The sequence below is a fragment of the Yersinia artesiana genome (assembly GCF_902726545.1).
Classification (GTDB): Bacteria; Pseudomonadota; Gammaproteobacteria; order Enterobacterales; family Enterobacteriaceae; genus Yersinia; species Yersinia artesiana.
In genome coordinates this window covers 1-20,959 of sequence record NZ_CACVAD010000069.1, presented here as the reverse complement: position 1 = coordinate 20,959, position 20,959 = coordinate 1, and the positions used below count along the sequence as shown (strand labels likewise).

Below are 20,959 nucleotides of genomic sequence, written 5' to 3'. Positions count from 1 at the left end.
TCCCGGTCAGTGGAGGCGCATTATAGGGAGTTCCTGACAGCCTGCAACCCCTAATTTCAAAAAACTTTTCAACCGCTGATTCTTTAGTCAAAACACCGTTAAATTGGCAGTTTTTCCAGCGATGGAAAGCCATAACCCTGCAGAACGGGTAATAAAGCGTCAGTATCCGCATTCAGTGCCATGCAATACGCGATGTTTTCTTCATCGGAAGAAATCACATTTTCTTGAGAAGAGATAAGCCAGGCGGTACGGCGGGCAATTGCAGCGCCGGAATCGACCATTCGGGTGCCTTCTGGTAACACTTGCGCTAACTCTTCAGTTAATAGAGGAAAATGGGTGCAACCTAAAACGATGGTATCTGGCGGTTCACGCATGGCGAGCCACGGATGAAGGATTTTCTTTAATGCTTCCTTCGGAACAACACCACCATGTAACTTGGTTTCCGCCAACTCCACCAGCTCAGATGATCCCAGTAACTCAATTTTGCAGTCTGTCGCAAAGCGCTCGATCAAATCCTGGGTATAAGAAGCATGAACGGTGCCACGAGTAGCCAGCAGACCGACAACACCATTACGTGTGAGTCGTACCGCAGGTTTGATGGCCGGAACCACCCCCACTACCGGGAAGGTAAAACGTTCGCGTAAAGCAGGAAGGGAGACCGTACTGGCCGTGTTACAGGCGATAACCACAATAGCCAGCGGGTGGCGCTGTTGTACGGCGGTGACAATTTCCAGTACGCGCTCAACAATAAATTCGCCTGACTTCTCCCCATAAGGGAACGCGACGTTATCGAAAGCATATATATAGTGGAGATCCGGCAGCAATTGCCGAATCTCCTGATAGACAGACAGCCCGCCAACACCTGAGTCAAAAATCAGCGCTGTCGGGCGAGGAGCAGTATCAGCCTTAGAAGTTATAGCTTCCGGTGAGGTAATACTCTCGTCCAGCGGTTTTATAGCCATAAGCCGTTTCGTATTCTTTATCAAACAGGTTGGCAATTCTACCACGAACTGTTAGATGAGAAGTAACCGGATAGCCCGCAGAAACGTCTACTGTGCTGTAACTCGACAATTCACGCTGAGTCGAGCTATAAGCTGAGGTGCTATTGTCATAACGTTTACCGTAATACTGATAAGAGACATCCATATCAAGGTTAAACATCGTCCAATCTAACTGATACTTCGCCTGTTGCTTAGAACGGCGAGCTAATACCTCATTATTCAGATCATTACGCGGGTCAATGTATTGCAGTGTGACTCCGTGTGTGAATATGCCGGTAGTGAGGTTACCCGTCCATTCCACACCTTTTATAGTCGCAGAATTGACATTGTAGTAATGCCCTTTGAATATTGAATTATCAAAAGAGTAATCAATCAGGTTTTCAATTTTGTTGTGATAAGCAGACAAACGCCAGTCAAGTGGCCCGGTCACTCCTTCCAAACCCGCTTCCCATTGGCGAGACTCTTCCGGCTTAAGGTCACTGTTGGAGATGATGTCAAAGCGCTGCGAACCATATTGCTGACCCAGAGACGGTGCCAGGAAGCCGGTACCATAAGATACAGTCACGCGATAGTCAGGAACAAACTCCCAGCCCGCTGCGGTTTGCCATGTTTCATGCCAGCCAAATTGCTCATCTTTATCGCCACGGCCAGAAGCTTCTAACGTCACATTGCCGATTTTCTGCTGTCCGCTAAGGTATAAGCCGGTGTTATCCCGCTTATAAGTATCAGCGATGGTCTGACTAGATGAGGTCAAACGCTGTTGCTGCCAGTCAAGGCCCGCGCTCAATGTTCCACTTTCAAAGCTATAAGTGTTGCCCCATTGCACATTCCGCTGGTCCATATTATCCAGCGTGGTAGCCACACCATAGCGGCCATATTGGCTACTAAAGTTGTAGTCTTTATATTTCTGATAGCTACCGATTAATTGTGAAGAGTAGGCACCCGACGTATAACGCAGCCCCGCATCATAAGTGTGGTTATAGAGCCGCTCTTCATCGCCGCTATAAGCCGGGGACGACAAACTGCCAATATCGTAATCAGAATTGTTGGTATAACCATAACCTCGGACAAAACCGGAGATCTCTTGGTTGAATTGATGCTCCAACCCTGCCCAGAAGTTTTTATTGCGGAAACCATCGCGGTCATTATCGATTGGGTTCGGTGAGTCAGGTTTGATGTTATACCCGTTGCTGGTTTGATACCCGCCCGCTAACGTGGCCAAGGTATCGCCAAAGCGCTGGCGGACACTGCCATCATATTGCTGATAGCCTTTAGAACCGATCCCAGCATTAATCTGCGCACCTTCCTGGTCTGTCTGCGTAATCACGTTAATGACGCCACCAATGGCACCAGAACCATACACAGCAGAACGTGGCCCGCGGATATATTCAACCCGTTGCACTAAGGAAATAGGGATTTGATCGAGATTAACGCTGTTGACGATACCGGTACGTGCCAGAGGAATACCATCAATCAATATCAGGACATGGCGGGCTTCGGTGCCACGAATATACATAGAAGAACCCTGACCTAACCCTCCCATTTGCGCAATATCCACTCCAGGTAAGCGGCGCATCACTTCATTAAGACTTTTCGCCTGCCAGCGGTCGATATCATCGCGCGTGACCACATCGGCAGGAGCCAATACAGTCGAAACAGGTTGTTTGAAACGGCTGGCGGTAACCACCATTTCATCTTTATTACCGGTTGTGGTGTTGTCTTGCGCCCATCCAGAGAATGCTGTCACAGAGAGAGCGGTGAGCAGCGTATATTTTTTTATTGTGATTGTATTTTTAGTGATCATTTAAGAAAGCATCCAAACTCAAATAGCGGATGCCGCAGAGCCATGGCCGGTAGTACGCGACGACCACGAATATTGCGACGTATACCGGCAGGTTTTCGGGCTTGGGATCTCTGTTATCTAACTATGAATAAAACAGAGCGGGCGATGACTTCCCATCCTTACGGACAGTGTCTGGTTGAAACCTATCGCCGTGACTTCCCCTTACCGCTGCGCGTCAGCTCCGGATTTACACCGGATTCCCTTTTAACTCTTAGGTGTTTAAGTAACAGCCTGAGGCCGGACCGCAATGCTACGATCAAGTAAAATAGATGTCTAGACTTCCATTATTGTTACAATGAATAAATACAACAAAACTGGACATCAGAGCCACTTTCCCTACAATCCGCAGCAATACTCCTCTTTTATTATGTCCAGACGAGAAGAAACATGACTCCTGACATCCTGCCGACTGACGGCTACGAGCACCAATTGGCGGAAAAATCTGCCCGTCTTCAGGCGATGATGTCGCCGTTTCAGGCACCCGCTGCGGAAATATTCCGTTCTCCAGCAGAACATTACCGCATGAGAGCCGAGTTTCGCGTTTGGCATGACGAAGATGACCTGTACCACATCATGTTTGACCAACAGACCAAGCAGCGAATTCGGGTTGAGCAATTCCCAGTAGCCAGTCTGTTAATTAATCGTCTGATGAGCGCGTTAATGACTGCCATCAGAGCCGAGCCGATTTTGCGGCGCAAGCTGTTCCAGATTGATTATTTATCTACCCTGAGCGGCAAACTGATCGCCTCTTTGCTATATCACCGTCCATTAGATGAAGAGTGGCAGCAAAAAGCGCAGGAACTGCGTGATCAGTTGCGTGAGCAAGGCTTTGATTTGCAACTGATTGGCCGAGCGTCAAAAACCAAAATTATGCTGGATCACGATTATATCGACGAAGTGTTGCCAGTCGCCGGACGCGACATGATTTATCGTCAGGTTGAGAATAGTTTCACCCAACCTAATGCGGCGGTGAATATTCATATGTTGGAATGGGCGATTGACGTCACCCAACATGCCAGCGGTGATTTACTGGAATTGTACTGTGGCAATGGTAACTTCTCACTGGCGTTGGCGCGTAATTTTGATCGGGTATTGGCAACTGAAATTGCCAAGCCGTCAGTTGCCGCAGCGCAGTACAACATCGCTGCCAATCATATTGATAATGTACAAATTATCCGGATGTCAGCGGAGGAGTTTACCCAGGCCATGCAAGGTGTGCGTGAGTTTAACCGCCTGAAGGGCATCGATTTGAGTAGTTACAACTGCGAGACCATTTTTGTCGATCCGCCGCGCAGTGGGCTGGATGATGAAACCGTCAAACTGGTACAAGCTTACCCGCGTATCCTTTATATCTCCTGTAATCCAGAAACCCTGTGTGCCAACCTTGAACAGTTGCAACACACACATAAAATCAGCCGATTAGCGCTATTTGATCAGTTCCCTTACACCCATCATATGGAGTGTGGGGTTTTGCTGGAAAAACGTGACTGACGAACAGCAGGAATCAAGACAAAAAAGGGCAACGCGATGTTGCCCTTTCTATTGGATTTGATAGTGAACAATAAAGCTATTATGGCTGCTGGTTATCTGTATCTGTGCCGGTATTGATGTCTGTTTGCGCCGATTTGCGCGCTTTCAGTTTGAATAAGATCCAAAACACTAACACCACACTCAGAATTGAAGGAACAAAGTTAGAACCAATCGCCGGATGCTCAACCCGCACAATCGCGCTATACAATAAAATGCCAAGTAAAAAACACGCTCCAGCCAATACTGGCAGGCCTTGTGGCATGGCAAAATTGAGATAGCGCTGGTGCAAGCAATAAACCGCCAGGATTAATGCCAGCAGCGGAAAAATTGAAAATGGTACAAATGCGCTGAATAACGCGTTAAATGAACCGTTTATTGCCAAACCCGTAATCAAAGCCAGCGGCAGGGTGCCGGTTTCACGGTGAGGTTGTTTTTCAGAATAAGCTTGTTTTTCCGAGGAAGATTGTTTTTCAGAGCAAGATTGTTCCATTGTTTTCCTTACCTTATTAAGCGCGGGACACAGCGAGCTTTTCCTGCTCGCGCCGATACCAATAATAAGCGCCCTTGGAGATCATCCTCAGTTGTAAAACCAGGCGTTCTTCTAACTGTCGCCGTTGTTCTGCATCTACGTCCAGCACTTCTGCACCTGCACTGAAGACAATTGTGACCATGGCCTCAGCTTGCGCTTCTGTGAAGCTGCGCGGCATGTGATTTTCCAGCTCAAGATAATCGGCCAGTTCGGCAATAAAATGCTGAATTTCACGCGCAACTGCCGCACGGAATGCGGCGGATGTCCCGGAGCGCTCCCGCAGCAATAAGCGAAATGCATTAGGGTTATTGCCGATAAATTCCATAAATGTCGATACGGATGTGCGGATAACACTGCCGCCCTTGGCAATCCGCTGACGAGCTTGGCGCATCAGTTGGCGTAACATCAGGCCGCTTTCGTCGACCATTGTCAGCCCAAGTTCGTCTACATCACGGAAATGCCGATAAAAAGAAGTCGGTGCAATACCCGCCTCACGGGAGACTTCCCGCAAACTCAGGCTGGCAAAACTCCGTTCAGCACTCAGTTGGCTGAACGCCGCTTCGATAAGGGAACGACGAGTCCGCTCTTTTTGTTGTGCTCTGACGCCCATAATCGTACCCAAGGGATATCCAATTTCTCAATCTAAGACATATAGTCAGCAATATACCAAACTTTATAGTAACAACCGTTATACAAACGTATCATTCCCATGTGCAATTGCCGCTTTACAGCACACATATGGCGATTTACCCATTGTTTATTGGGTTATACTTAGGATGATGTTAATGTAGCGTTGTAATTTTGTATAATAATAGGTCTCTCCTACATGCAACAGCACTTCCATTTTGATGCCATTGTTATTGGCTCGGGTCCTGGCGGTGAAGGCGCCGCTATGGGGTTGGTCAAGCAAGGTGCCCGCGTTGCCGTGATTGAACGGTACAGTAATGTGGGCGGGGGTTGCACCCATTGGGGCACCATCCCTTCCAAAGCTTTGCGCCACGCCGTTAGCCGTATTATCGAGTTCAATCAAAACCCACTCTACAGCGACAATGCCCGAACTATCAGCTCTTCTTTCGCTGATATTTTAAACCATGCGGACCGTGTTATTAACCAGCAAACCCGCATGCGACAGGGCTTTTATGATCGTAATCACTGCCAAATGTTCTCCGGCGATGCCAGTTTTATTGATGCCAATACTATCAACGTGCGTTATGCAGATGGTACTAGCGATACACTGCGAGCCGAGAATATCGTGATAGCGACTGGCTCACGCCCCTATCGCCCGGCAAATGTTGATTTTACCCACGAACGCATTTACGACAGCGATACTATTTTACAGCTCAGCCATGAGCCACAACACGTCATTATCTATGGCGCCGGAGTTATTGGCTGTGAATACGCTTCAATTTTCCGTGGCTTGAGTGTCAAAGTTGATTTAATCAATACCCGCGACCGTCTGCTGGCGTTCCTCGATCAGGAAATGTCAGATGCCCTCTCTTACCACTTCTGGAATAACGGCGTGGTTATCCGCCACAACGAAGAATTTGAGCAGATAGAGGGAACCGTTGACGGAGTGATTGTCCATCTGAAGTCAGGCAAAAAGGTCAAAGCGGATTGCTTGCTGTATGCCAATGGACGCACCGGTAATACCAGCGGCTTAGGCTTGGAGAAGATTGGGCTGGAGGCGGATAGCCGCGGCTTGTTGAAGGTCAACAGCATGTATCAGACAGCGCTTCCCCATGTGTATGCGGTTGGGGATGTGATTGGCTACCCAAGTCTGGCCTCTGCGGCTTATGACCAAGGGCGAATTGCAGCACAGGCGATGATCAAAGGCGAAGCGAATACTCACCTGATCGAAGATATTCCAACCGGAATTTATACCATTCCAGAAATCAGTTCGGTGGGCAAAACGGAACAAGACCTGACGGCGATGAAAGTCCCCTACGAAGTGGGTCGCGCGCAATTTAAACATCTCGCACGGGCGCAAATTGTTGGTATGGATACCGGCAGTTTAAAAATCCTGTTCCATCGGGAGACTAAACAGATCCTCGGCATTCATTGCTTTGGTGAACGTGCGGCTGAAATTATCCACATCGGACAGGCCATCATGGAGCAAAAAGGAGAAGGCAATACTATCGAATACTTCGTTAATACTACCTTCAACTATCCAACTATGGCGGAAGCCTACCGAGTGGCAGCGCTCAATGGATTAAACCGCTTGTTCTAATTTTTGGTTGATAACATCTGGATTCATGCGCGGTTGCATGTGTTCACGTATTGCCTCGGCAAGTTGCTCATAGCGGCCACGCAATGGGGAGCCGGGGCGATACACTAACGCAATGGTGCGCTTGGGTACTGGCTTGTAGCATTCCAGATAACAAACACCATCACGCTTTCTTTCATTCGGTACCGCCAGTGATGGCAATAGCGTAATCCCGCTACCCGCAGCAACCATGTTGCGCAGTGTTTCCAAACTGGTAGCGCGGAAATGTGTGTCTTCATCAGCGCCCGCCTGGAAGCAAAAACCCATCGCCTGATCACGCAAGCAGTGACCATCTTCCAGCATCAGCAATTTCTCGCCCGCCAACTCATGCATCTGCACTTTGTCACGATCGGCCCATGGGTGATCGGCATAAATCGCCAATTGCATCGGCTCATCAAAGAGCGGAACTTCAATAAAGGCCTCAGTCTCTTTGACCAGAGCCAGAATAGCGCAATCGAGTTTACCGCTATCCAACTGCGCCAGGAGGTTTTGGGTTTGCGCTTCGTGCAGATACATTTCCAGTTTTGGAAATGTTTGATGCAACATAGGAATGATTTGCGGCAACAAATAAGGCCCAACAGTAGGAATAAGCCCAATATGCAGTGGGCCAGACATACTCTCACCCTGCAAACTGGCCATCTCTTTGAGCACTTTCACTTCTCGCAATACTGTTCTGGCTTGTTCCACCAGCAATAACCCTGCCTGTGTAAACAGCACTTTACGACTGGTGCGCTCTAACAACATCACGCCCAGTTCATCCTCCAGCTTACGAATCTGGCCACTTAATGTGGGTTGACTGACATGACAAGAGTCGGCTGCGCGCCGGAAATGCCTGAACTCAGCCAGCGCCACTAGGTATTCTAAATCACGAATATTCATCGGTGCTCCGCTTTATGATAGCCATTAACGATAGATAAGATAGCAACCAGTGATTAGAACTATCAAGTGATAAAATGAATAATGTGTCCCAACGAAAAGATACTCAGAAAAATTTAAATATTTTATTTTCTAATTAAGGAGTTACAGATGTTTACTAGCCAAGAAGGTAAAAAAATCCCACAAGTCACTTTCCATACCCGTCAGGGCGACCAGTGGGTTGATGTAACTACCGATGAGTTATTTAACAATAAAACCGTCATCGTATTTTCACTGCCGGGTGCCTTTACTCCAACTTGTTCTTCCAGCCATCTGCCACGTTATAACGAACTGGCCGGTGTGTTTAAACAGCACGGTGTTGATAGCATTCTGTGTGTGTCGGTCAATGATACTTTCGTGATGAATGCCTGGAAAGCCGATCAAAATGCAGAAAATATCACTTTCATTCCTGATGGCAACGGCGAATTCACCAAAGGTATGAATATGCTGGTTGAGAAAGCGGATCTGGGCTTCGGGCCACGTTCATGGCGTTATTCCATGCTGGTACGTAACGGCGTGGTTGAGAAAATGTTTGTCGAGCCAAACAAACCGGGCGACCCGTTTGAAGTGTCTGACGCTGACACCATGCTGAAATATCTGGCTCCTGATTTTAAAGTACAGGAATCGGTTTCTGTCTTTACCAAACCGGGCTGCCCATTCTGCGCCAAAGCCAAACAGATGCTGCAAGATCGCGGCATTCAGTATGAAGAAATCGTACTGGGTAAAGATGCTACCACCGTCAGTTTACGTGCTGTTACTGGCCGTGGGACAGTGCCACAAGTGTTTATCGGTGGCCGCCACATTGGTGGTAGTGATGATTTAGAGAATTACTTATCTGCTTAATAATATTAATAGAATGAAGATAATATGAAGTAACTTGGTAGGCTTCGGCCTACCCTTTTTTCCTGTTATGGAGCAGACATGAAAACCTTAAACGTTGATGTCGCCGTGATTGGCGGCGGCACTGCCGGGCTTGGCGCTTATCGCGCGGCCAAACTGGCGACCCCCAATGTAGTAATGATTGAAGGTGGCGAGTACGGTACCACCTGTGCCCGCGTCGGTTGCATGCCATCCAAACTGCTGATTGCGGCGGCTGAAGCTGTACATCAGATTGAAAAAGCCCCCGGTTTTGGTATCCACCCACAAGGCGACATTCTGATTAATGGCCGCGAAGTCATGGATCGCGTAAAACGCGAGCGCGACCGCTTTGTGGGTTTTGTTCTGGAAGGTGTCGATAACATTCCGGCTAATGACAAAATTCAGGGCTATGCCCGTTTTATTGATGACAACACACTACAAGTCGATGATCACACTCGTATTGTTGCACAACGCATCGTGATTGCCACTGGCTCTCGCCCAAGCTGGCCTGCCGCCTGGAATGAGCTGGGTGATCGGCTGATCGTCAACGACGACGTATTCAATTGGGACAATTTACCCGAATCAGTCGCTGTTTTCGGGCCAGGCGTTATTGGGCTGGAACTTGGTCAGGCACTGCATCGGCTCGGCGTTCAAGTCAAAATGTTCGGCGTGGGTGGTGGTGTCGGCCCGCTGACAGACAGTATTGTGCGCAATTACGCAGCAAAAACCTTGGGTGAAGAGTTCTATCTCAACCCAGATGTGAAAGTTGAAGTGATGCAGCGCGAAGGGGATAAAGTCTTTATCCGCTATCTGGATGAAGCCGGTTCACCACAAGAAATCATGGTGGATTATGTTTTAGCTGCCACAGGCCGCCGCCCAAATGTCGATAAACTCGGTTTGGAAAATACCTCACTGGTGCTTGATGATCGTGGTGTTCCGCCAGCTGACCGGCTGACAATGCAGACTAGCGTGCCGCATATCTTTATTGCCGGTGATGCCAGCAACCAATTACCCTTACTGCATGAAGCCAGTGATCAGGCTCGTATCGCGGGGGTAAACGCTGGTGGGTTCCCTGAAGTGGTGCCGGGTTTGCGTCGCAGCCCAATATCCGTGGTGTTCTCTGACCCACAAATCGCGATGGTAGGTTCTACGTTTCGCGAATTGTCGCAAAAATTCAGTGCATGCGGTTGCTTTGAAGTCGGCGAAGTCTCTTTTGAGAATCAAGGCCGCTCACGAGTCATGCTGAAAAACAAAGGCATCTTGCGGGTTTATGGCGAACAGGGAACAGGCCGTTTCCTGGGTGCCGAGATGATGGGGCCAAGTGCCGAACATATTGCCCACCTGCTGGCCTGGGCGCATCAACAACAAATGACCATCAACCAGATGCTGGATATGCCATTCTATCACCCCGTGATTGAAGAAGGCTTGCGGACTGCATTGCGTGATTTGCAGTCCAAATTGAAGCTGGGTACTGACGAGGCCGAACGTTGCCTACGCTGCCCAGGCGAATAATATTGTGGCTAATCTGTTAACAATAATTCAGCCGGGCTTTACGCCCGGTTTTTTTATCCTTTAGTTATCCGTACTGCCCCGAGAATATTGCGCTATTCATCGTTTTTTATTCTTAAGATCAAAACCAACAGGCATAGCCAATGTGACTTGCCCATTTGATAACAGCTCGGCAGGTGGTAAGGGTAAGGGTTGAGCGCGTTTAATCACTGCCAATGCTTCTTGATCTAAGGCCGCGGCACCACTGCTCTTAATCAGCATAGTCGATAGCACATACCCCTCTTTATTGACCACAAAACGAATAATCGCTGTCCCTTGTTGGTGCTGTTTTCTGGCTATCGGGGGATAACGTTTAAACCCCATCAGATGCCCTTGTAAGCGGCTTTTCCAATTCATTTTGCTCTTTTGACTTTGCAGAGAATGGCTATTCGCCGCTGCTGCGACTTGATGACTTTCACCAGACAAAGGGGTACTGGTGACGGCGGCAGGTATGGAAGGTGGATTGTTAGAGTTTTCAGCTACCGGTTTACTGACAGGGCGGCGCGGCGTAATGATCTTTTGTTGTGGCCGTTTTTGGGGAGGGGATTCCACTTTTTTTTCAACAATCAATGAAGCATCAGGATGCTCAGGCGCTGTCAGTGTATGACTCACCGCCTCTGGCTGACTCTCCAACGGCTCTGCTGTTGGTTCGTTGAAATCCTGACTGACACCCACCACCGGATCTTGCTGCACATTCGGAGTAAACTCCGGTTCTGCCGACAACGCGAGCAAAATCGCTACAGGGGGGACTGCGGTATCTGTCGGAGGCAAGAATGGATTACTCATTATCCATATTAAATAAATATGGATACCACTTGTTAAGAGTGCGCTACCCCACCAAAGCATAATACTGCGGTTAGTTTGCTGTATCTTCATAAATTTAATCACTATATTAATTATTTTCAGTCAGTTACCTCCAAAATCACTCTTCAGCAAAAGCGACGTACAGACGATCAGTTAAGGGTTTAAACAGATAATTAAGTAATGAGCGCTCCCCAGTACGGATAAAAATATCAACCGACATACCGGGCCGGATTTCCAGCTCGGTTTGCGTGGTATCAATGGCGATAGTTAAAGGATAATAAGGCTCTAAAGTGTGCTGATGCTGTATTCGATCCGCACCAACGTGTAATACCGAACCTTGTAAACGCGGAGTGTTACTTTGATTAAAAGCAGAGAAATTCAGATCCACCGGTAGCCCGACCATCACCTTGTCAATTAAGGAAACCGGAAGCTGAGCCTCGGCCAAGAGTGGTTGCCCACTGGGAACCAATTCCATCAATGTTTGCCCGGTACTGACCACCCCACCCACGGTATGTAGGGCGAGCGCGATAACCGTGCCACTGACCGGTGCATAAATTCGCGTGTTATCTAATTCGTATTCCGCGACACTCAAACGCTGCTCTAACTCTTGAGTGTTTTGTTGTGCTTTAGCCAGTTGCTCGCGATTCTCACTTTTATATTGCTCGCGGCGTTGTAAGATATGCTGCTCTGTTTCGCTAATTTGCTTGTGAAGCTCCAAAATCTCACTGGTATTCTTTTCTATATTTGCGCGAAATGAAATCGCCTGACGCTCCATCTCTAACAACTGGCTTTGAGCAACGTGACCATTTTTTGCCAATAACTGTACTCCCTGCAATTGCCGCTGGAATAGATCAAATTGGCGCTGGTTATGGCTACGTGCCACTTGTAATCCATCCAACCGACTCTCGTGACGAGTAATTTGTGCTGATAGCCGAGCAATTTCGCTCAATTGGGCCTGACGACGATGGAGAAATAGCTGCTGCTGCAACACAGTATTTCGCTCAACTAAAGCTTGTGCTGGATATTGAAGCAATGCTGGAGGGAAGATAATTGTCGGTAATTCATGTTGCTCTGCCGTGAGACGAGACTCCTGAGCGAGCGCACTCAAATACTGATTTTGTAAATTATCGCGATGGCTAAGTAACGCAGTATCATCCAGAGTGATAAGTAATTGCCCTTGTGTGACATCATCGCCCTCAGCAACATGCAATTGCTGGATACGCCCTCCTTGCAGCGGTTGCACTAACTTACGGTTTTCCGCCACAACAATATGCCCCATCACCGCAATACCTTTATCCAAAGGGGCCAGCCCCGCCCACAGCAAAGAACCGATAAAGCCGCCACAAACCAATAATGCGCCGAGACCAAGATATCTCCCGCTATTGGTTTGTAGTGGTGGATGTTGACTTAAATTCTTAGTCGAAGAGTGGTCAGATTCAGGTAACATTGGTGATGACTCCATCCGTGGATATGTGGGTATGTCGGTATATAGTTAACATTATGATTTTTGTGATGCTGTGCGAGCAGGGACGACAGCATATGACATACCGCCCCCCCAAGATTTTTGGCTGCCCGGAGTCTTGATTTCAGCGTTGACCACCGGCTTATTTGTGCCTTTAATCTTCTGTAGAACCGTCGCAGTACGATCAAACAATTCCATCCGCCCCTTATTGAGTAACAACAAGAAATCGCTACCTGATAATAGTTCTGGCTTATGGGTGATCATCACAATGGTACAACCCTGCTGTTTGAGTTGGATGATACTTGCCAATAAGGCTTTTTCGCCGTCCTTATCCAGACTGGCATTGGGTTCATCCAACACAATAAGTCGCGGCACACCATACATTGCCCGCGCCAGAGCAATACGCTGACGCTGACCGCCGGATAATTCCGCCCCTCCGTCGCCAAGCTGAGTGTCATAACCCTGTGGCAAATGCAGGATTAAATCGTGTACCCCCGCCATTTGCGCTGCCGCAACCACTTTTGCGGTATCAATAGTGCCAAAGCGTGCAATGTTTTCTGCAATCGAACCTCGAAATAGCTGAATATCTTGCGGCAAGTAACCAATAAATTGTCCCAAGTGAGTTTTATCCCATTGAGAAATATTTGCGCTATCCAGCCGTACCGAGCCGCTAAAGGCGGGTTTACATGCCACCAATAGTTTTGCCAACGTCGATTTGCCACTGCCCGACGCCCCTAAAACGCCCAAAATATCACCGGCCTGCAATTCAAAATCGATGGAATATAAAATGGGAATATGTGTACCCGGTTTACACACCGTCAGTTGCGTCACATTGAGCTTTCCTGTGGGTGCCGAGAGTGCCATACCCGTTGGCACTGGTGGGTGCTCAGCCAATAAATGAACGAGACGCAAATAAGATAATCGTGCATGACTCCATTGTTTCCAAACGGCAATCAATTGATCAATTGGCCCCAATACTCGTCCGATTAAGATGGAACCGGCAATCATGACGCCAGCCGTAATTGCGCCATCAATGACCAGTAATGCACCCAGCCCTAACATCATTGATTGCAAGGCCTGACGACTGGATTTGGATGCCGCAGTGACCTGACTGCTTTTATCACTGGCTACATTTTGCTGATAAAGGAAACGTGAATGCTGTGCTAACCAGCGTTTGCGTAATGCATCCAGCATCCCCATCGCTTCAATCGCATCCGCATTACGCAAGTTCGCATTCGCCTGTTGCGTTGCTTGTGAGGTGACAGTGGATGCTTCTTTCAATGGTTTTTTACACACCCACTGGTTAAGCCAGGCCAGAAAAATCAACACACAAGCCCCAGATGCGGCTAATACACCCAACCAGGGATGGAGTACAAAAATAACCAGTAAATAAAGCGGGAACCAGGGAGCATCAAAAAAAGCAAATAGGGCATTACCGGTCGCAAACTGGCGTAAAGAGGTGAGATCATTCAACGCCTGGGCCGCGGGTGTGGTATGCCCCATAAGTTGGGATGCAAAAGCAGCATTAAAAACTCGTTGATTAAGTTGCATATCTATACGCGTGCCGAGCCGAATAACTATCGCACTGCGAATCCACTCAAGTAGGCCAATAAATACAAATATTCCCAGAACCAGAACAGTAAGCATCAACAATGTCATGGTATTAGCTGATGCCAAAACCCGATCATAAACTTGCAACATATAAATCGCGGGGGCTAACATCAAAAGATTAATTACTGCTGTAAAAAGTCCTATCCCCCACAGGCTCTTCTTGTGACTGGCCAGAACGGAAAGAATTGTCAGTGAATCCGAAGAAAGGTCGATAGTTTTTTGTGACTTCATGGCATCCATTTCCATACTGAAAAAATTTTATCGTAAAATCACTGGCAACTTATTTTAGTTTATATAAATATTTTATTTGTCAGAATATATAAATTCATGGGTAATTTAATTCCTATAATAATAACCACCACAATGGTAAATATAGAGATGTATCATGGTGGCATTACTTATACAGCCAGATAATCACCCTTTAGCACCTTTAATTAAGCTGCTAATAATATGTCATTATTATCGTTTATACCTAAGGCATCAATGACTGGAATGTTAAACTGGCTGGCGCTCGCCATATTTTTAAGTGGCATATTAACATCAACACCTTGCGTTTTTAATATCTCCAAGAGTATATCTGCATTGCCTTTTTTTAAATTAAACCCAATCTGATGAATGTCATTTTTTCGATTTTCGGCGGTTATTTTAAAATCATCATACTCACCGATGATATTTAAATTATTAAATATTAATTGAGGTTCCACTAAATGCTTTTCAATTATAGGTTGCCCCTTCTCATTTTGAACAATCCCTTCTTTACCTAGTTCCAAAATTTCCACTTTGCCGTAAATAGTTCTGTGGCAATAATTATAACTTATCTCTCCACTCATAATTATTGTGGCTTTATCTCCTGAGGTATTAGTTACCGAGAATTGTTCGTACTGCCTAATCTCAGCATTCTTAAGGCCATGAAAACCTACGAAATTAGAACCCTCTTCGGTGGGCATATTAAAATCAGCTATCCATTTGTGAGTATATGAATAGATAGTTTCATCCTTTATATTTTCGCTATATCTTATAGTTACTGTCATAATAATGTCCTTTTTATTTATGACTATGTATGTGACCCATTATTGGGCTATGAGCCATTTACGCTGCTAACAACATTTCACTACTGTCAGTGACTCCCACTGTATCAATAATGGATGCATCAATTACCACTTCAAATTGGCTAGCGCTAACCATATCCTTAAGTGGGGTATTCACATCAATTCCCTGGAGTTTGAGGATATCCAACATTGGGGTAGCATTACCTCTCAACAAATTGTATGTGCCATGATCTATTCCACCTTGATAAGGCGGTTCAGCATCAAATGCCTTGGATATTGAACATAGAGAAGGATACAAGTCATCTTCAATATTTAAACCGTCCAGTTTCAGTTGTAGTTGCTGAATTTGTTTACCCGTATTCTCCGCATTCGGTATGAGTGACTCACCAAACTCTAATGTTTGTATACTTTTTTTCATAATAAAATAATTACCTACCTGCTCAAGTCTACTTCCCCCAATAATCATTGCTGCGTTACTCTCGTAAAAACTTTGAAATTCTACTTGAACAATTTCATTATTATTAGCATCAATGTGACTAGATAAGGTACCGTAAGTTTTAAAAGAAGTTGGTGTTTGAATCAGATCACCATAAGCCGCAGTCCATTGGTGAATATAATGAGAAATTGAGTAATCTGATAGTTGGCTTTGATATTTAATAGTTACTGTCATAATAATATCCTTTTAACTTATGACTAAGTATGTAAATCATCCTTGGGTCAAGGAAATATTTAAGCAGCTAATAATATTTCCGTATTATCAGCTGTACCCACCGTATCAATCGCTGGTATATCGGTAATAACATCAAATTGGCGGGCAATTGCTAAGTCTTTGAGCGGTGTATTGACATCAATTCCTTGAGCTTTAAGAATATCCAGCAATGGCTCCGCGTTGCCTTTCAACAAATTGTATATTCCCAGGTTTTGACCTCCCTGATAATAAATATCTTGCCATAAGACGTAATCCAAGATAGGCATTGAACTTTCAACATCAGCCCGAATATCTAATCCACTGATATCTAACTGAACTTGCTGCAAAAGAAGCTGGTGTGGTTGTTTTTTCATGCCATCATTGGCAATAGGAACCAAGGCTTCACCGAACTCCAAGCTGACGTTGACGTCAATAGATGGATTATCTGCAACTTTTTTAAGTGCTATCACTATCGCGGCATTACTCTCTGCCTGATTATGATGAGTACTTGCTGCTACATATTTTATGCTATCAGCAGGAGGTATGGAATAACCCGAAGCGTTAAGAGTATAATCAATTCCTGTCGCCCATAAAATATTACCAAAATTAGTAGCCCACTGTTGGCTGTATGAAGAGATCGTTTCATTGGCTATTTTTTCATGGTACTTAATCGTTATTGTCATATTAATATCCTTTTAATTTAAAGTTAATATTAAAATCAGTAAAATTAAGCAACTAATAATAATCCGCTTTCATCTGTTGTACCTACAGTATCAATCACTGGAATATTGGTAATAACATCAAACTGACTGGCAATTGCTAAATCTTTGAGCGGTGTATTGACGTCAACTCCTTGGGATTGAAGAATTTCCAATATATGAGCATTATTTCCCCTCAGCAGACCGTATACACCTCGATTCATATCACTTGGATAGCTATTATCTACAGCAATCGCAAAAATCACCTCAAACATTGAAACATCAATATCGTCTGAAATATCTAACCCACTGAATTCCAATTGCACTTGCTGGAGTTTCAGTTGATTACATTGATAACCAGCTAAATCAGTATCTGAAATTGAGATTAAATAATTGCCAAACTGCAAACCTTCACTCTCACCAGGAATTAAGGTAGGCTCTGCTGATATCTTGGCTCCATTAGCGGCTTGTAATACCGTCGCCGCGTGCATTCCCTTAGATTCCATCACTATTGCAGCTTTACTTTGAGAGGAAGTGCTTTGAATTGCATATTTCACACCAACGGTGGGAGGATTTAGGCCAGCCGAGTAAAGATGATATTCGTTTTTACTCGGTTCCAAAGCTATATCACCAAAGTCATTGGCCCACCAGTGAGTATAAGATGAAATAGTTTCGTTTTTAAATTCTTCCTGATATTTAATAGTAATTTTCATATTTAAATCCTTTTATAAAATATGAACCACCGTCGCACCCAATATAGCAACGTACGGCGGTGGCGCACTTACACTTATTACAAGTACACTAACACTTATTGCACAACAGCTAGATCCGACCAGAAAATCCTTTTCCGGAAGTCTTACTTAAGCAGCTAATAACATATCACTGCTTTCAACTACGCCAACGGTATCAATCATTGGTGCATCTGATACCATATCCTCAAACTGACTGGCGATTGCCATATCTTTAAGTGGGGTATTAACATCAATGCCTTTAGCGGTGAGCACTTCTAGCAATGGATCGGCATTACCTCTCATAAGGCCATATGTAGCTTTATGCATATCCCCTTGGTGGTTCTCTACCATTGTTTTGCTAGGATCAAATTCACCGGTAATATCTAAATCGGACATTTTCAATTGCAGTTTGTCAAGCTTTTTACCAATGCCATTGGCATTATCGCTCAAGTTCTCACCCAACTCCAGACTATCTATTTTACCGTAGAAAGTATGCTGAGGCATAAAGGTGTACTCCAAATTTCCTTCAACAATCATCGCAGTACTAACACCACTGTGCGAGCTGCCAACTGAATATTGAGTACCATTAAAAATACTACCACCGGCAAATTGCCCAAAGTCCTTGGAATAACCCTCGGCTTGGGTATCTTTTATATCACCATGAGCCGTGGCCCACTGTTTAGTATAAGAAGTTAGAGTATCATTACTGAATTGACTTTGATATTTGATAGTTACTGTCATAATAAATTTCCTTATCGTTAACAACAATAATATGACTCATCATTGAGTCACATGGCTACAGATGAAGTTATTATTCCATCTGAACATTTAAAATCTCTATCAGTTTCTATTTTTATTTTAAATATTAATTCTAAAATTTATATTCAAAACCACCTTGAATAGTTCGGCCACGGCTTGGTGCGAAAGAAAGTGAATCACCATAACTCACAAGATAGGCACGATTAGTTATATTTTCTATTGAACTGCGCAAAGTTAAATTATTAGTTATCTTATAACTGGCATAAACATCAAATATGGTATACTTTGGCCAATCAGCAACATAAGCGGTATTAGCATGGCCTTTGTTATTGATAACTGATTTATCTTGGTGTCCTTTGTTATAACGAATAACGGTGCCGAGATCCAGCTTTTTATCAAAAAGTCTTCCACCTAAAGTTAAGCTACCGCGATCACCCGGTAAATAGGCAGAAGAGCCAAATAAATTATTTACCACAAAGCAATCAACTATATTATTTACATCATCTCTATCAATAGAATAGATTTTATAGTTCTTATAGTTTTTATTACTTGCTATGCCCTTTACACCACCTAACCAGGCCCTTTTCGAACAAACAGTATTAACTCCAATCATTCTGGTATAATTTAAGTTGGTATAAAACACCCCTGCATCATAACTTAATTGATATTCAAGACCTCGAAAATGGGTGACCAGTAAATTATTAATATAAGTAGCGTTGGTAAAATCCCCGCTGCCATGCAGCGGCTTAGTCTTGGACAGTTCAAGATTGATATAGTTGGTGACGCGGGTATCAAAGTAGGCCAGCTTGGCAACCAAGCGGTCTTCTGCAATAAATAGATGGCTGTGTTGGATATTAATGCCGGCTTCCCAGGCTTTGGAGTGCTCTGCCGCCAAAACAGGATTAGGCAAAGTCCAACTGTGGCCATGGGCGCTCCCCGTGGCCAGCGCCTCAGTAATCGCCGGTGGCCGCCAGGATTTGCCATAATTGCCAAAAAATTCCAGCCACTGCACACCGGGCTTGATGCCGATGGCCAGTGTGGGTGACAGTTGTTGCTCACGGCGATCGACCTCCCAGGTCATTTTCAACGGCCAGTTAAATGAGCACCGTCTTCTCTCATTAATAATATATTGCTCATGTGTCTTTTGGTTGCAGGGATTTTCGCTGGTATAGTTTTCGCGGAAATTTTTGCTCTGCATCCAGGTATTACCCTGTAAGCGAAATTGATCATAACGCAGCCCGCCTTCCAGCCGCAGCCAGTTCGCATGTTCATAATTCAACAGGGCAAAAAGACTGGTAATAGTGCGCTTGCCCGGCGGAGTGAGGCCAAGCATCGTTTCGTGCGTTGAGTTACCTCTGGAGCGGTCACTAAACCATTCAAGACCATAGTTAATATGGAATTGATGCTGATCGGCGTAGGTAAAGAAGCTGGTATTTTGCAGTTGTAAACCATGAGTGGTCAGGCGGGTTTGAGTCCAAAACTTTTTACAATAAATAGCATCAGAACAGAGAGTATTGGTTTCATCATCAGTATCAACGTAATAAATCTTTGCCGCGACATCTAGCCAGGCGATATGTTCTGGTCTGAAGCTATAATCCAATCCAATATTACGATTCAGCACATCGCTGACACTGCTATTTTTCCATCCTATCTTTATTATACGGTAGGGGTCTGCCTTATCGACAATCTGAGTTAACATGCTGGCATTAGGGCTATTAATTTGTGTTTGCAAATAACTTAGCATCAAGCGCTGATTAGCAGGTAAATTCCAACCTAATTTGGCCAGTTGTGAGCGCATTTTATATCGGGTATATTCAACTTTATTATTCTTAATATCATAATTAATTCTCTTCTTGGCAGTGCCAAATCGAATATCCCCCATATTCCCTTTATTGCCCGGCCAATAATCACTTAAATTACGCTCGCTGATGGCAATTAATATATCACCATGTTTATTCCCCAACGCCTGTACGGCGCTGCCAATAAAATTGGTGCCATTATCACCGGTGAGGGCGCGGATTTGGCCGCCAATTTCTTTCCCCGGTTCAAGAAAGTTACTGGCATTAATTGTATTGAACGTTGCAATACCGCCTATTACCCCCGCTCCGCCAATACCGCTGGTGACCCCCTTCTCAATCACCACATTACCCAGTATTTCCGGATCGATATACATCACACCGTGGCGCTGACCGTGACCACTTTTCATAAAATTTTGCCGCATACCATCAATATTCATATTCACGCGGCCATAATCCTGAATGCCACGGATATTGACTGAAAGTGCAGGGTCTTGTTGGCTGACGCTGGAATAGACACCGGAGGTTTGTTCCAATATATCCGCCGCATGGCGGGCGGGCCGATTATCGAGCTGTTCGCGAGAGATTTCACTAACAGAATGGAGTTCATCGTAAACCCAGTCCCCCTCATGGGCGTTACTGCTTCCCTCTACTTTTAGCTCATCTAATACTATGTCATGTTCATTGGCGGGTATTACGGTGGTTTCAGCGTTGGTTCTCTCTGAATAGCCCTGAGCGACTAACGCCAAGAACATACCGAATGTAACTCTATTTATTGTTATTCTTTTATCTATTACTATATTATCCATTTATAAGATTTCATCCTTATTAGTATAAAAGCAATACATCAATTAACTATTAGCCATGATTTAAA

The 20,959-nt window shown here is 45.2% G+C and carries 18 protein-coding genes and 1 riboswitch; of the genes, 4 read left to right on the top strand and 14 right to left on the bottom strand.

The features are described 5' to 3' along the window. Nucleotides 1-98 precede the first annotated feature (98 nt). Together murI and btuB are read right to left on the bottom strand one after the other, a co-directional pair. Nucleotides 99-962 (bottom strand): glutamate racemase, encoded by an 864-nt coding sequence (gene murI, locus HU019_RS18365; protein WP_020282388.1) that lies wholly within the window; start codon nucleotides 960-962, stop codon nucleotides 99-101. Beyond that, a complete protein-coding gene (gene btuB, locus HU019_RS18360; protein WP_174850081.1) occupies nucleotides 907-2,805 on the bottom strand; it encodes a TonB-dependent vitamin B12 receptor BtuB in 1,899 nt (632 codons plus the stop codon). The genes murI and btuB overlap by 56 nt, the downstream gene beginning before the upstream one ends. A gap of 69 nt (nucleotides 2,806-2,874) precedes the next feature. Beyond that, a riboswitch (cobalamin riboswitch) is annotated at nucleotides 2,875-3,101 on the bottom strand. Nucleotides 3,102-3,231: 130 nt separating this feature from the next. On the opposite strand from btuB, the gene trmA reads away from it, so the two are divergent. Then, nucleotides 3,232-4,335 carry a tRNA (uridine(54)-C5)-methyltransferase TrmA gene (gene trmA / locus HU019_RS18355; RefSeq protein ID WP_019080260.1) on the top strand — a complete coding sequence of 368 codons (1,104 nt, stop codon included), beginning with the start codon at nucleotides 3,232-3,234 and terminating at the stop codon, nucleotides 4,333-4,335. A gap of 79 nt (nucleotides 4,336-4,414) precedes the next feature. Here the strand turns inward: trmA and HU019_RS18350 are convergent, their stop codons facing one another. Together HU019_RS18350 and fabR are read right to left on the bottom strand one after the other, a co-directional pair. Next, on the bottom strand, nucleotides 4,415-4,864 hold the full coding sequence (locus HU019_RS18350) for a YijD family membrane protein (RefSeq protein WP_174850080.1): 450 nt from the start codon (nucleotides 4,862-4,864) through the stop codon (nucleotides 4,415-4,417). A gap of 16 nt (nucleotides 4,865-4,880) precedes the next feature. After that, nucleotides 4,881-5,513, bottom strand: coding sequence for an HTH-type transcriptional repressor FabR (gene fabR / locus HU019_RS18345; RefSeq protein WP_005163800.1), 633 nt, complete (start codon nucleotides 5,511-5,513; stop codon nucleotides 4,881-4,883). 216 nt (nucleotides 5,514-5,729) lie between these two features. Here fabR and sthA point away from each other — a divergent pair, with 216 nt between their 5' ends. Continuing rightward, a complete protein-coding gene (sthA, locus tag HU019_RS18340) occupies nucleotides 5,730-7,130 on the top strand; it encodes a Si-specific NAD(P)(+) transhydrogenase (RefSeq protein WP_174850079.1) in 1,401 nt (466 codons plus the stop codon). On the opposite strand, the gene oxyR is transcribed toward sthA, so the two are convergent. After that, nucleotides 7,113-8,045, bottom strand: coding sequence for a DNA-binding transcriptional regulator OxyR (gene oxyR / locus HU019_RS18335; protein ID WP_050076975.1), 933 nt, complete (start codon nucleotides 8,043-8,045; stop codon nucleotides 7,113-7,115). The two genes, sthA and oxyR, sit on opposite strands and share 18 nt — an antisense overlap. Nucleotides 8,046-8,192: 147 nt before the next feature. On the opposite strand from oxyR, the gene HU019_RS18330 reads away from it, so the two are divergent. Then, nucleotides 8,193-8,924, top strand: coding sequence for a glutathione peroxidase (locus HU019_RS18330; protein WP_050076974.1), 732 nt, complete (start codon nucleotides 8,193-8,195; stop codon nucleotides 8,922-8,924). A 78-nt stretch (nucleotides 8,925-9,002) separates the two neighbouring features. Next, nucleotides 9,003-10,451 carry a dihydrolipoyl dehydrogenase gene (locus tag HU019_RS18325; RefSeq protein ID WP_174850078.1) on the top strand — a complete coding sequence of 483 codons (1,449 nt, stop codon included), beginning with the start codon at nucleotides 9,003-9,005 and terminating at the stop codon, nucleotides 10,449-10,451. 96 nt (nucleotides 10,452-10,547) lie between these two features. Here the strand turns inward: HU019_RS18325 and HU019_RS18320 are convergent, their stop codons facing one another. The 9 genes from HU019_RS18320 to HU019_RS18280 all read right to left on the bottom strand — a co-directional run bounded on the left by HU019_RS18320 (nucleotide 10,548) and on the right by HU019_RS18280 (nucleotide 20,894). Continuing rightward, entirely contained in the window at nucleotides 10,548-11,363 is an 816-nt protein-coding gene (locus HU019_RS18320; protein WP_174850077.1) for an energy transducer TonB, read from the bottom strand. 46 nt (nucleotides 11,364-11,409) lie between these two features. Further along, nucleotides 11,410-12,738, bottom strand: a complete 1,329-nt coding sequence (locus HU019_RS18315) for an HlyD family type I secretion periplasmic adaptor subunit (protein ID WP_174850076.1) — start codon at nucleotides 12,736-12,738, stop codon at nucleotides 11,410-11,412. Between the two features lie 51 nt (nucleotides 12,739-12,789). Continuing rightward, the gene (locus tag HU019_RS18310; RefSeq protein ID WP_227739205.1) at nucleotides 12,790-14,610 is read right to left on the bottom strand and encodes a type I secretion system permease/ATPase; all 1,821 of its coding nucleotides are present in this window, start codon (nucleotides 14,608-14,610) and stop codon (nucleotides 12,790-12,792) included. Nucleotides 14,611-14,798: 188 nt separating this feature from the next. Continuing rightward, entirely contained in the window at nucleotides 14,799-15,395 is a 597-nt protein-coding gene (locus HU019_RS18305; protein WP_174850074.1) for a heme acquisition protein HasA, read from the bottom strand. Between the two features lie 58 nt (nucleotides 15,396-15,453). Further along, nucleotides 15,454-16,083 (bottom strand): heme acquisition protein HasA, encoded by a 630-nt coding sequence (locus tag HU019_RS18300; protein WP_174850073.1) that lies wholly within the window; start codon nucleotides 16,081-16,083, stop codon nucleotides 15,454-15,456. 59 nt (nucleotides 16,084-16,142) lie between these two features. Beyond that, nucleotides 16,143-16,784, bottom strand: a complete 642-nt coding sequence (locus tag HU019_RS18295; RefSeq protein WP_174850072.1) for a heme acquisition protein HasA — start codon at nucleotides 16,782-16,784, stop codon at nucleotides 16,143-16,145. A 44-nt stretch (nucleotides 16,785-16,828) separates the two neighbouring features. Next, nucleotides 16,829-17,512 (bottom strand): heme acquisition protein HasA, encoded by a 684-nt coding sequence (locus HU019_RS18290; RefSeq protein ID WP_174850071.1) that lies wholly within the window; start codon nucleotides 17,510-17,512, stop codon nucleotides 16,829-16,831. A 147-nt stretch (nucleotides 17,513-17,659) separates the two neighbouring features. After that, nucleotides 17,660-18,271 carry a heme acquisition protein HasA gene (locus HU019_RS18285; RefSeq protein WP_174850070.1) on the bottom strand — a complete coding sequence of 204 codons (612 nt, stop codon included), beginning with the start codon at nucleotides 18,269-18,271 and terminating at the stop codon, nucleotides 17,660-17,662. Nucleotides 18,272-18,401: 130 nt separating this feature from the next. Continuing rightward, nucleotides 18,402-20,894, bottom strand: a complete 2,493-nt coding sequence (locus tag HU019_RS18280; protein ID WP_174850069.1) for a TonB-dependent hemoglobin/transferrin/lactoferrin family receptor — start codon at nucleotides 20,892-20,894, stop codon at nucleotides 18,402-18,404. Between the last annotated feature and the right edge of the window lie 65 nt (nucleotides 20,895-20,959).

What these genes read in the sequence shown, in the direction of transcription:
- HU019_RS18300 (WP_174850073.1), bottom strand. Translation starts at nt 16,083, where the DNA reads ATGACAGTAACTATTAAATATCAAAGCCAACTATCAGATTACTCAATT.
- HU019_RS18280 (WP_174850069.1), bottom strand. Translation starts at nt 20,894, where the DNA reads ATGGATAATATAGTAATAGATAAAAGAATAACAATAAATAGAGTTACA.
- murI (WP_020282388.1), bottom strand. Translation starts at nt 962, where the DNA reads ATGGCTATAAAACCGCTGGACGAGAGTATTACCTCACCGGAAGCTATA.
- sthA (WP_174850079.1), top strand. Translation starts at nt 5,730, where the DNA reads ATGCAACAGCACTTCCATTTTGATGCCATTGTTATTGGCTCGGGTCCT.
- oxyR (WP_050076975.1), bottom strand. Translation starts at nt 8,045, where the DNA reads ATGAATATTCGTGATTTAGAATACCTAGTGGCGCTGGCTGAGTTCAGG.
- HU019_RS18350 (WP_174850080.1), bottom strand. Translation starts at nt 4,864, where the DNA reads ATGGAACAATCTTGCTCTGAAAAACAATCTTCCTCGGAAAAACAAGCT.
- HU019_RS18330 (WP_050076974.1), top strand. Translation starts at nt 8,193, where the DNA reads ATGTTTACTAGCCAAGAAGGTAAAAAAATCCCACAAGTCACTTTCCAT.
- HU019_RS18310 (WP_227739205.1), bottom strand. Translation starts at nt 14,610, where the DNA reads ATGGAAATGGATGCCATGAAGTCACAAAAAACTATCGACCTTTCTTCG.
- HU019_RS18320 (WP_174850077.1), bottom strand. Translation starts at nt 11,363, where the DNA reads ATGAAGATACAGCAAACTAACCGCAGTATTATGCTTTGGTGGGGTAGC.
- HU019_RS18305 (WP_174850074.1), bottom strand. Translation starts at nt 15,395, where the DNA reads ATGACAGTAACTATAAGATATAGCGAAAATATAAAGGATGAAACTATC.
- HU019_RS18325 (WP_174850078.1), top strand. Translation starts at nt 9,003, where the DNA reads ATGAAAACCTTAAACGTTGATGTCGCCGTGATTGGCGGCGGCACTGCC.
- btuB (WP_174850081.1), bottom strand. Translation starts at nt 2,805, where the DNA reads ATGATCACTAAAAATACAATCACAATAAAAAAATATACGCTGCTCACC.
- HU019_RS18315 (WP_174850076.1), bottom strand. Translation starts at nt 12,738, where the DNA reads ATGTTACCTGAATCTGACCACTCTTCGACTAAGAATTTAAGTCAACAT.
- HU019_RS18285 (WP_174850070.1), bottom strand. Translation starts at nt 18,271, where the DNA reads ATGACAGTAACTATCAAATATCAAAGTCAATTCAGTAATGATACTCTA.
- HU019_RS18295 (WP_174850072.1), bottom strand. Translation starts at nt 16,784, where the DNA reads ATGACAATAACGATTAAGTACCATGAAAAAATAGCCAATGAAACGATC.
- HU019_RS18290 (WP_174850071.1), bottom strand. Translation starts at nt 17,512, where the DNA reads ATGAAAATTACTATTAAATATCAGGAAGAATTTAAAAACGAAACTATT.
- trmA (WP_019080260.1), top strand. Translation starts at nt 3,232, where the DNA reads ATGACTCCTGACATCCTGCCGACTGACGGCTACGAGCACCAATTGGCG.
- fabR (WP_005163800.1), bottom strand. Translation starts at nt 5,513, where the DNA reads ATGGGCGTCAGAGCACAACAAAAAGAGCGGACTCGTCGTTCCCTTATC.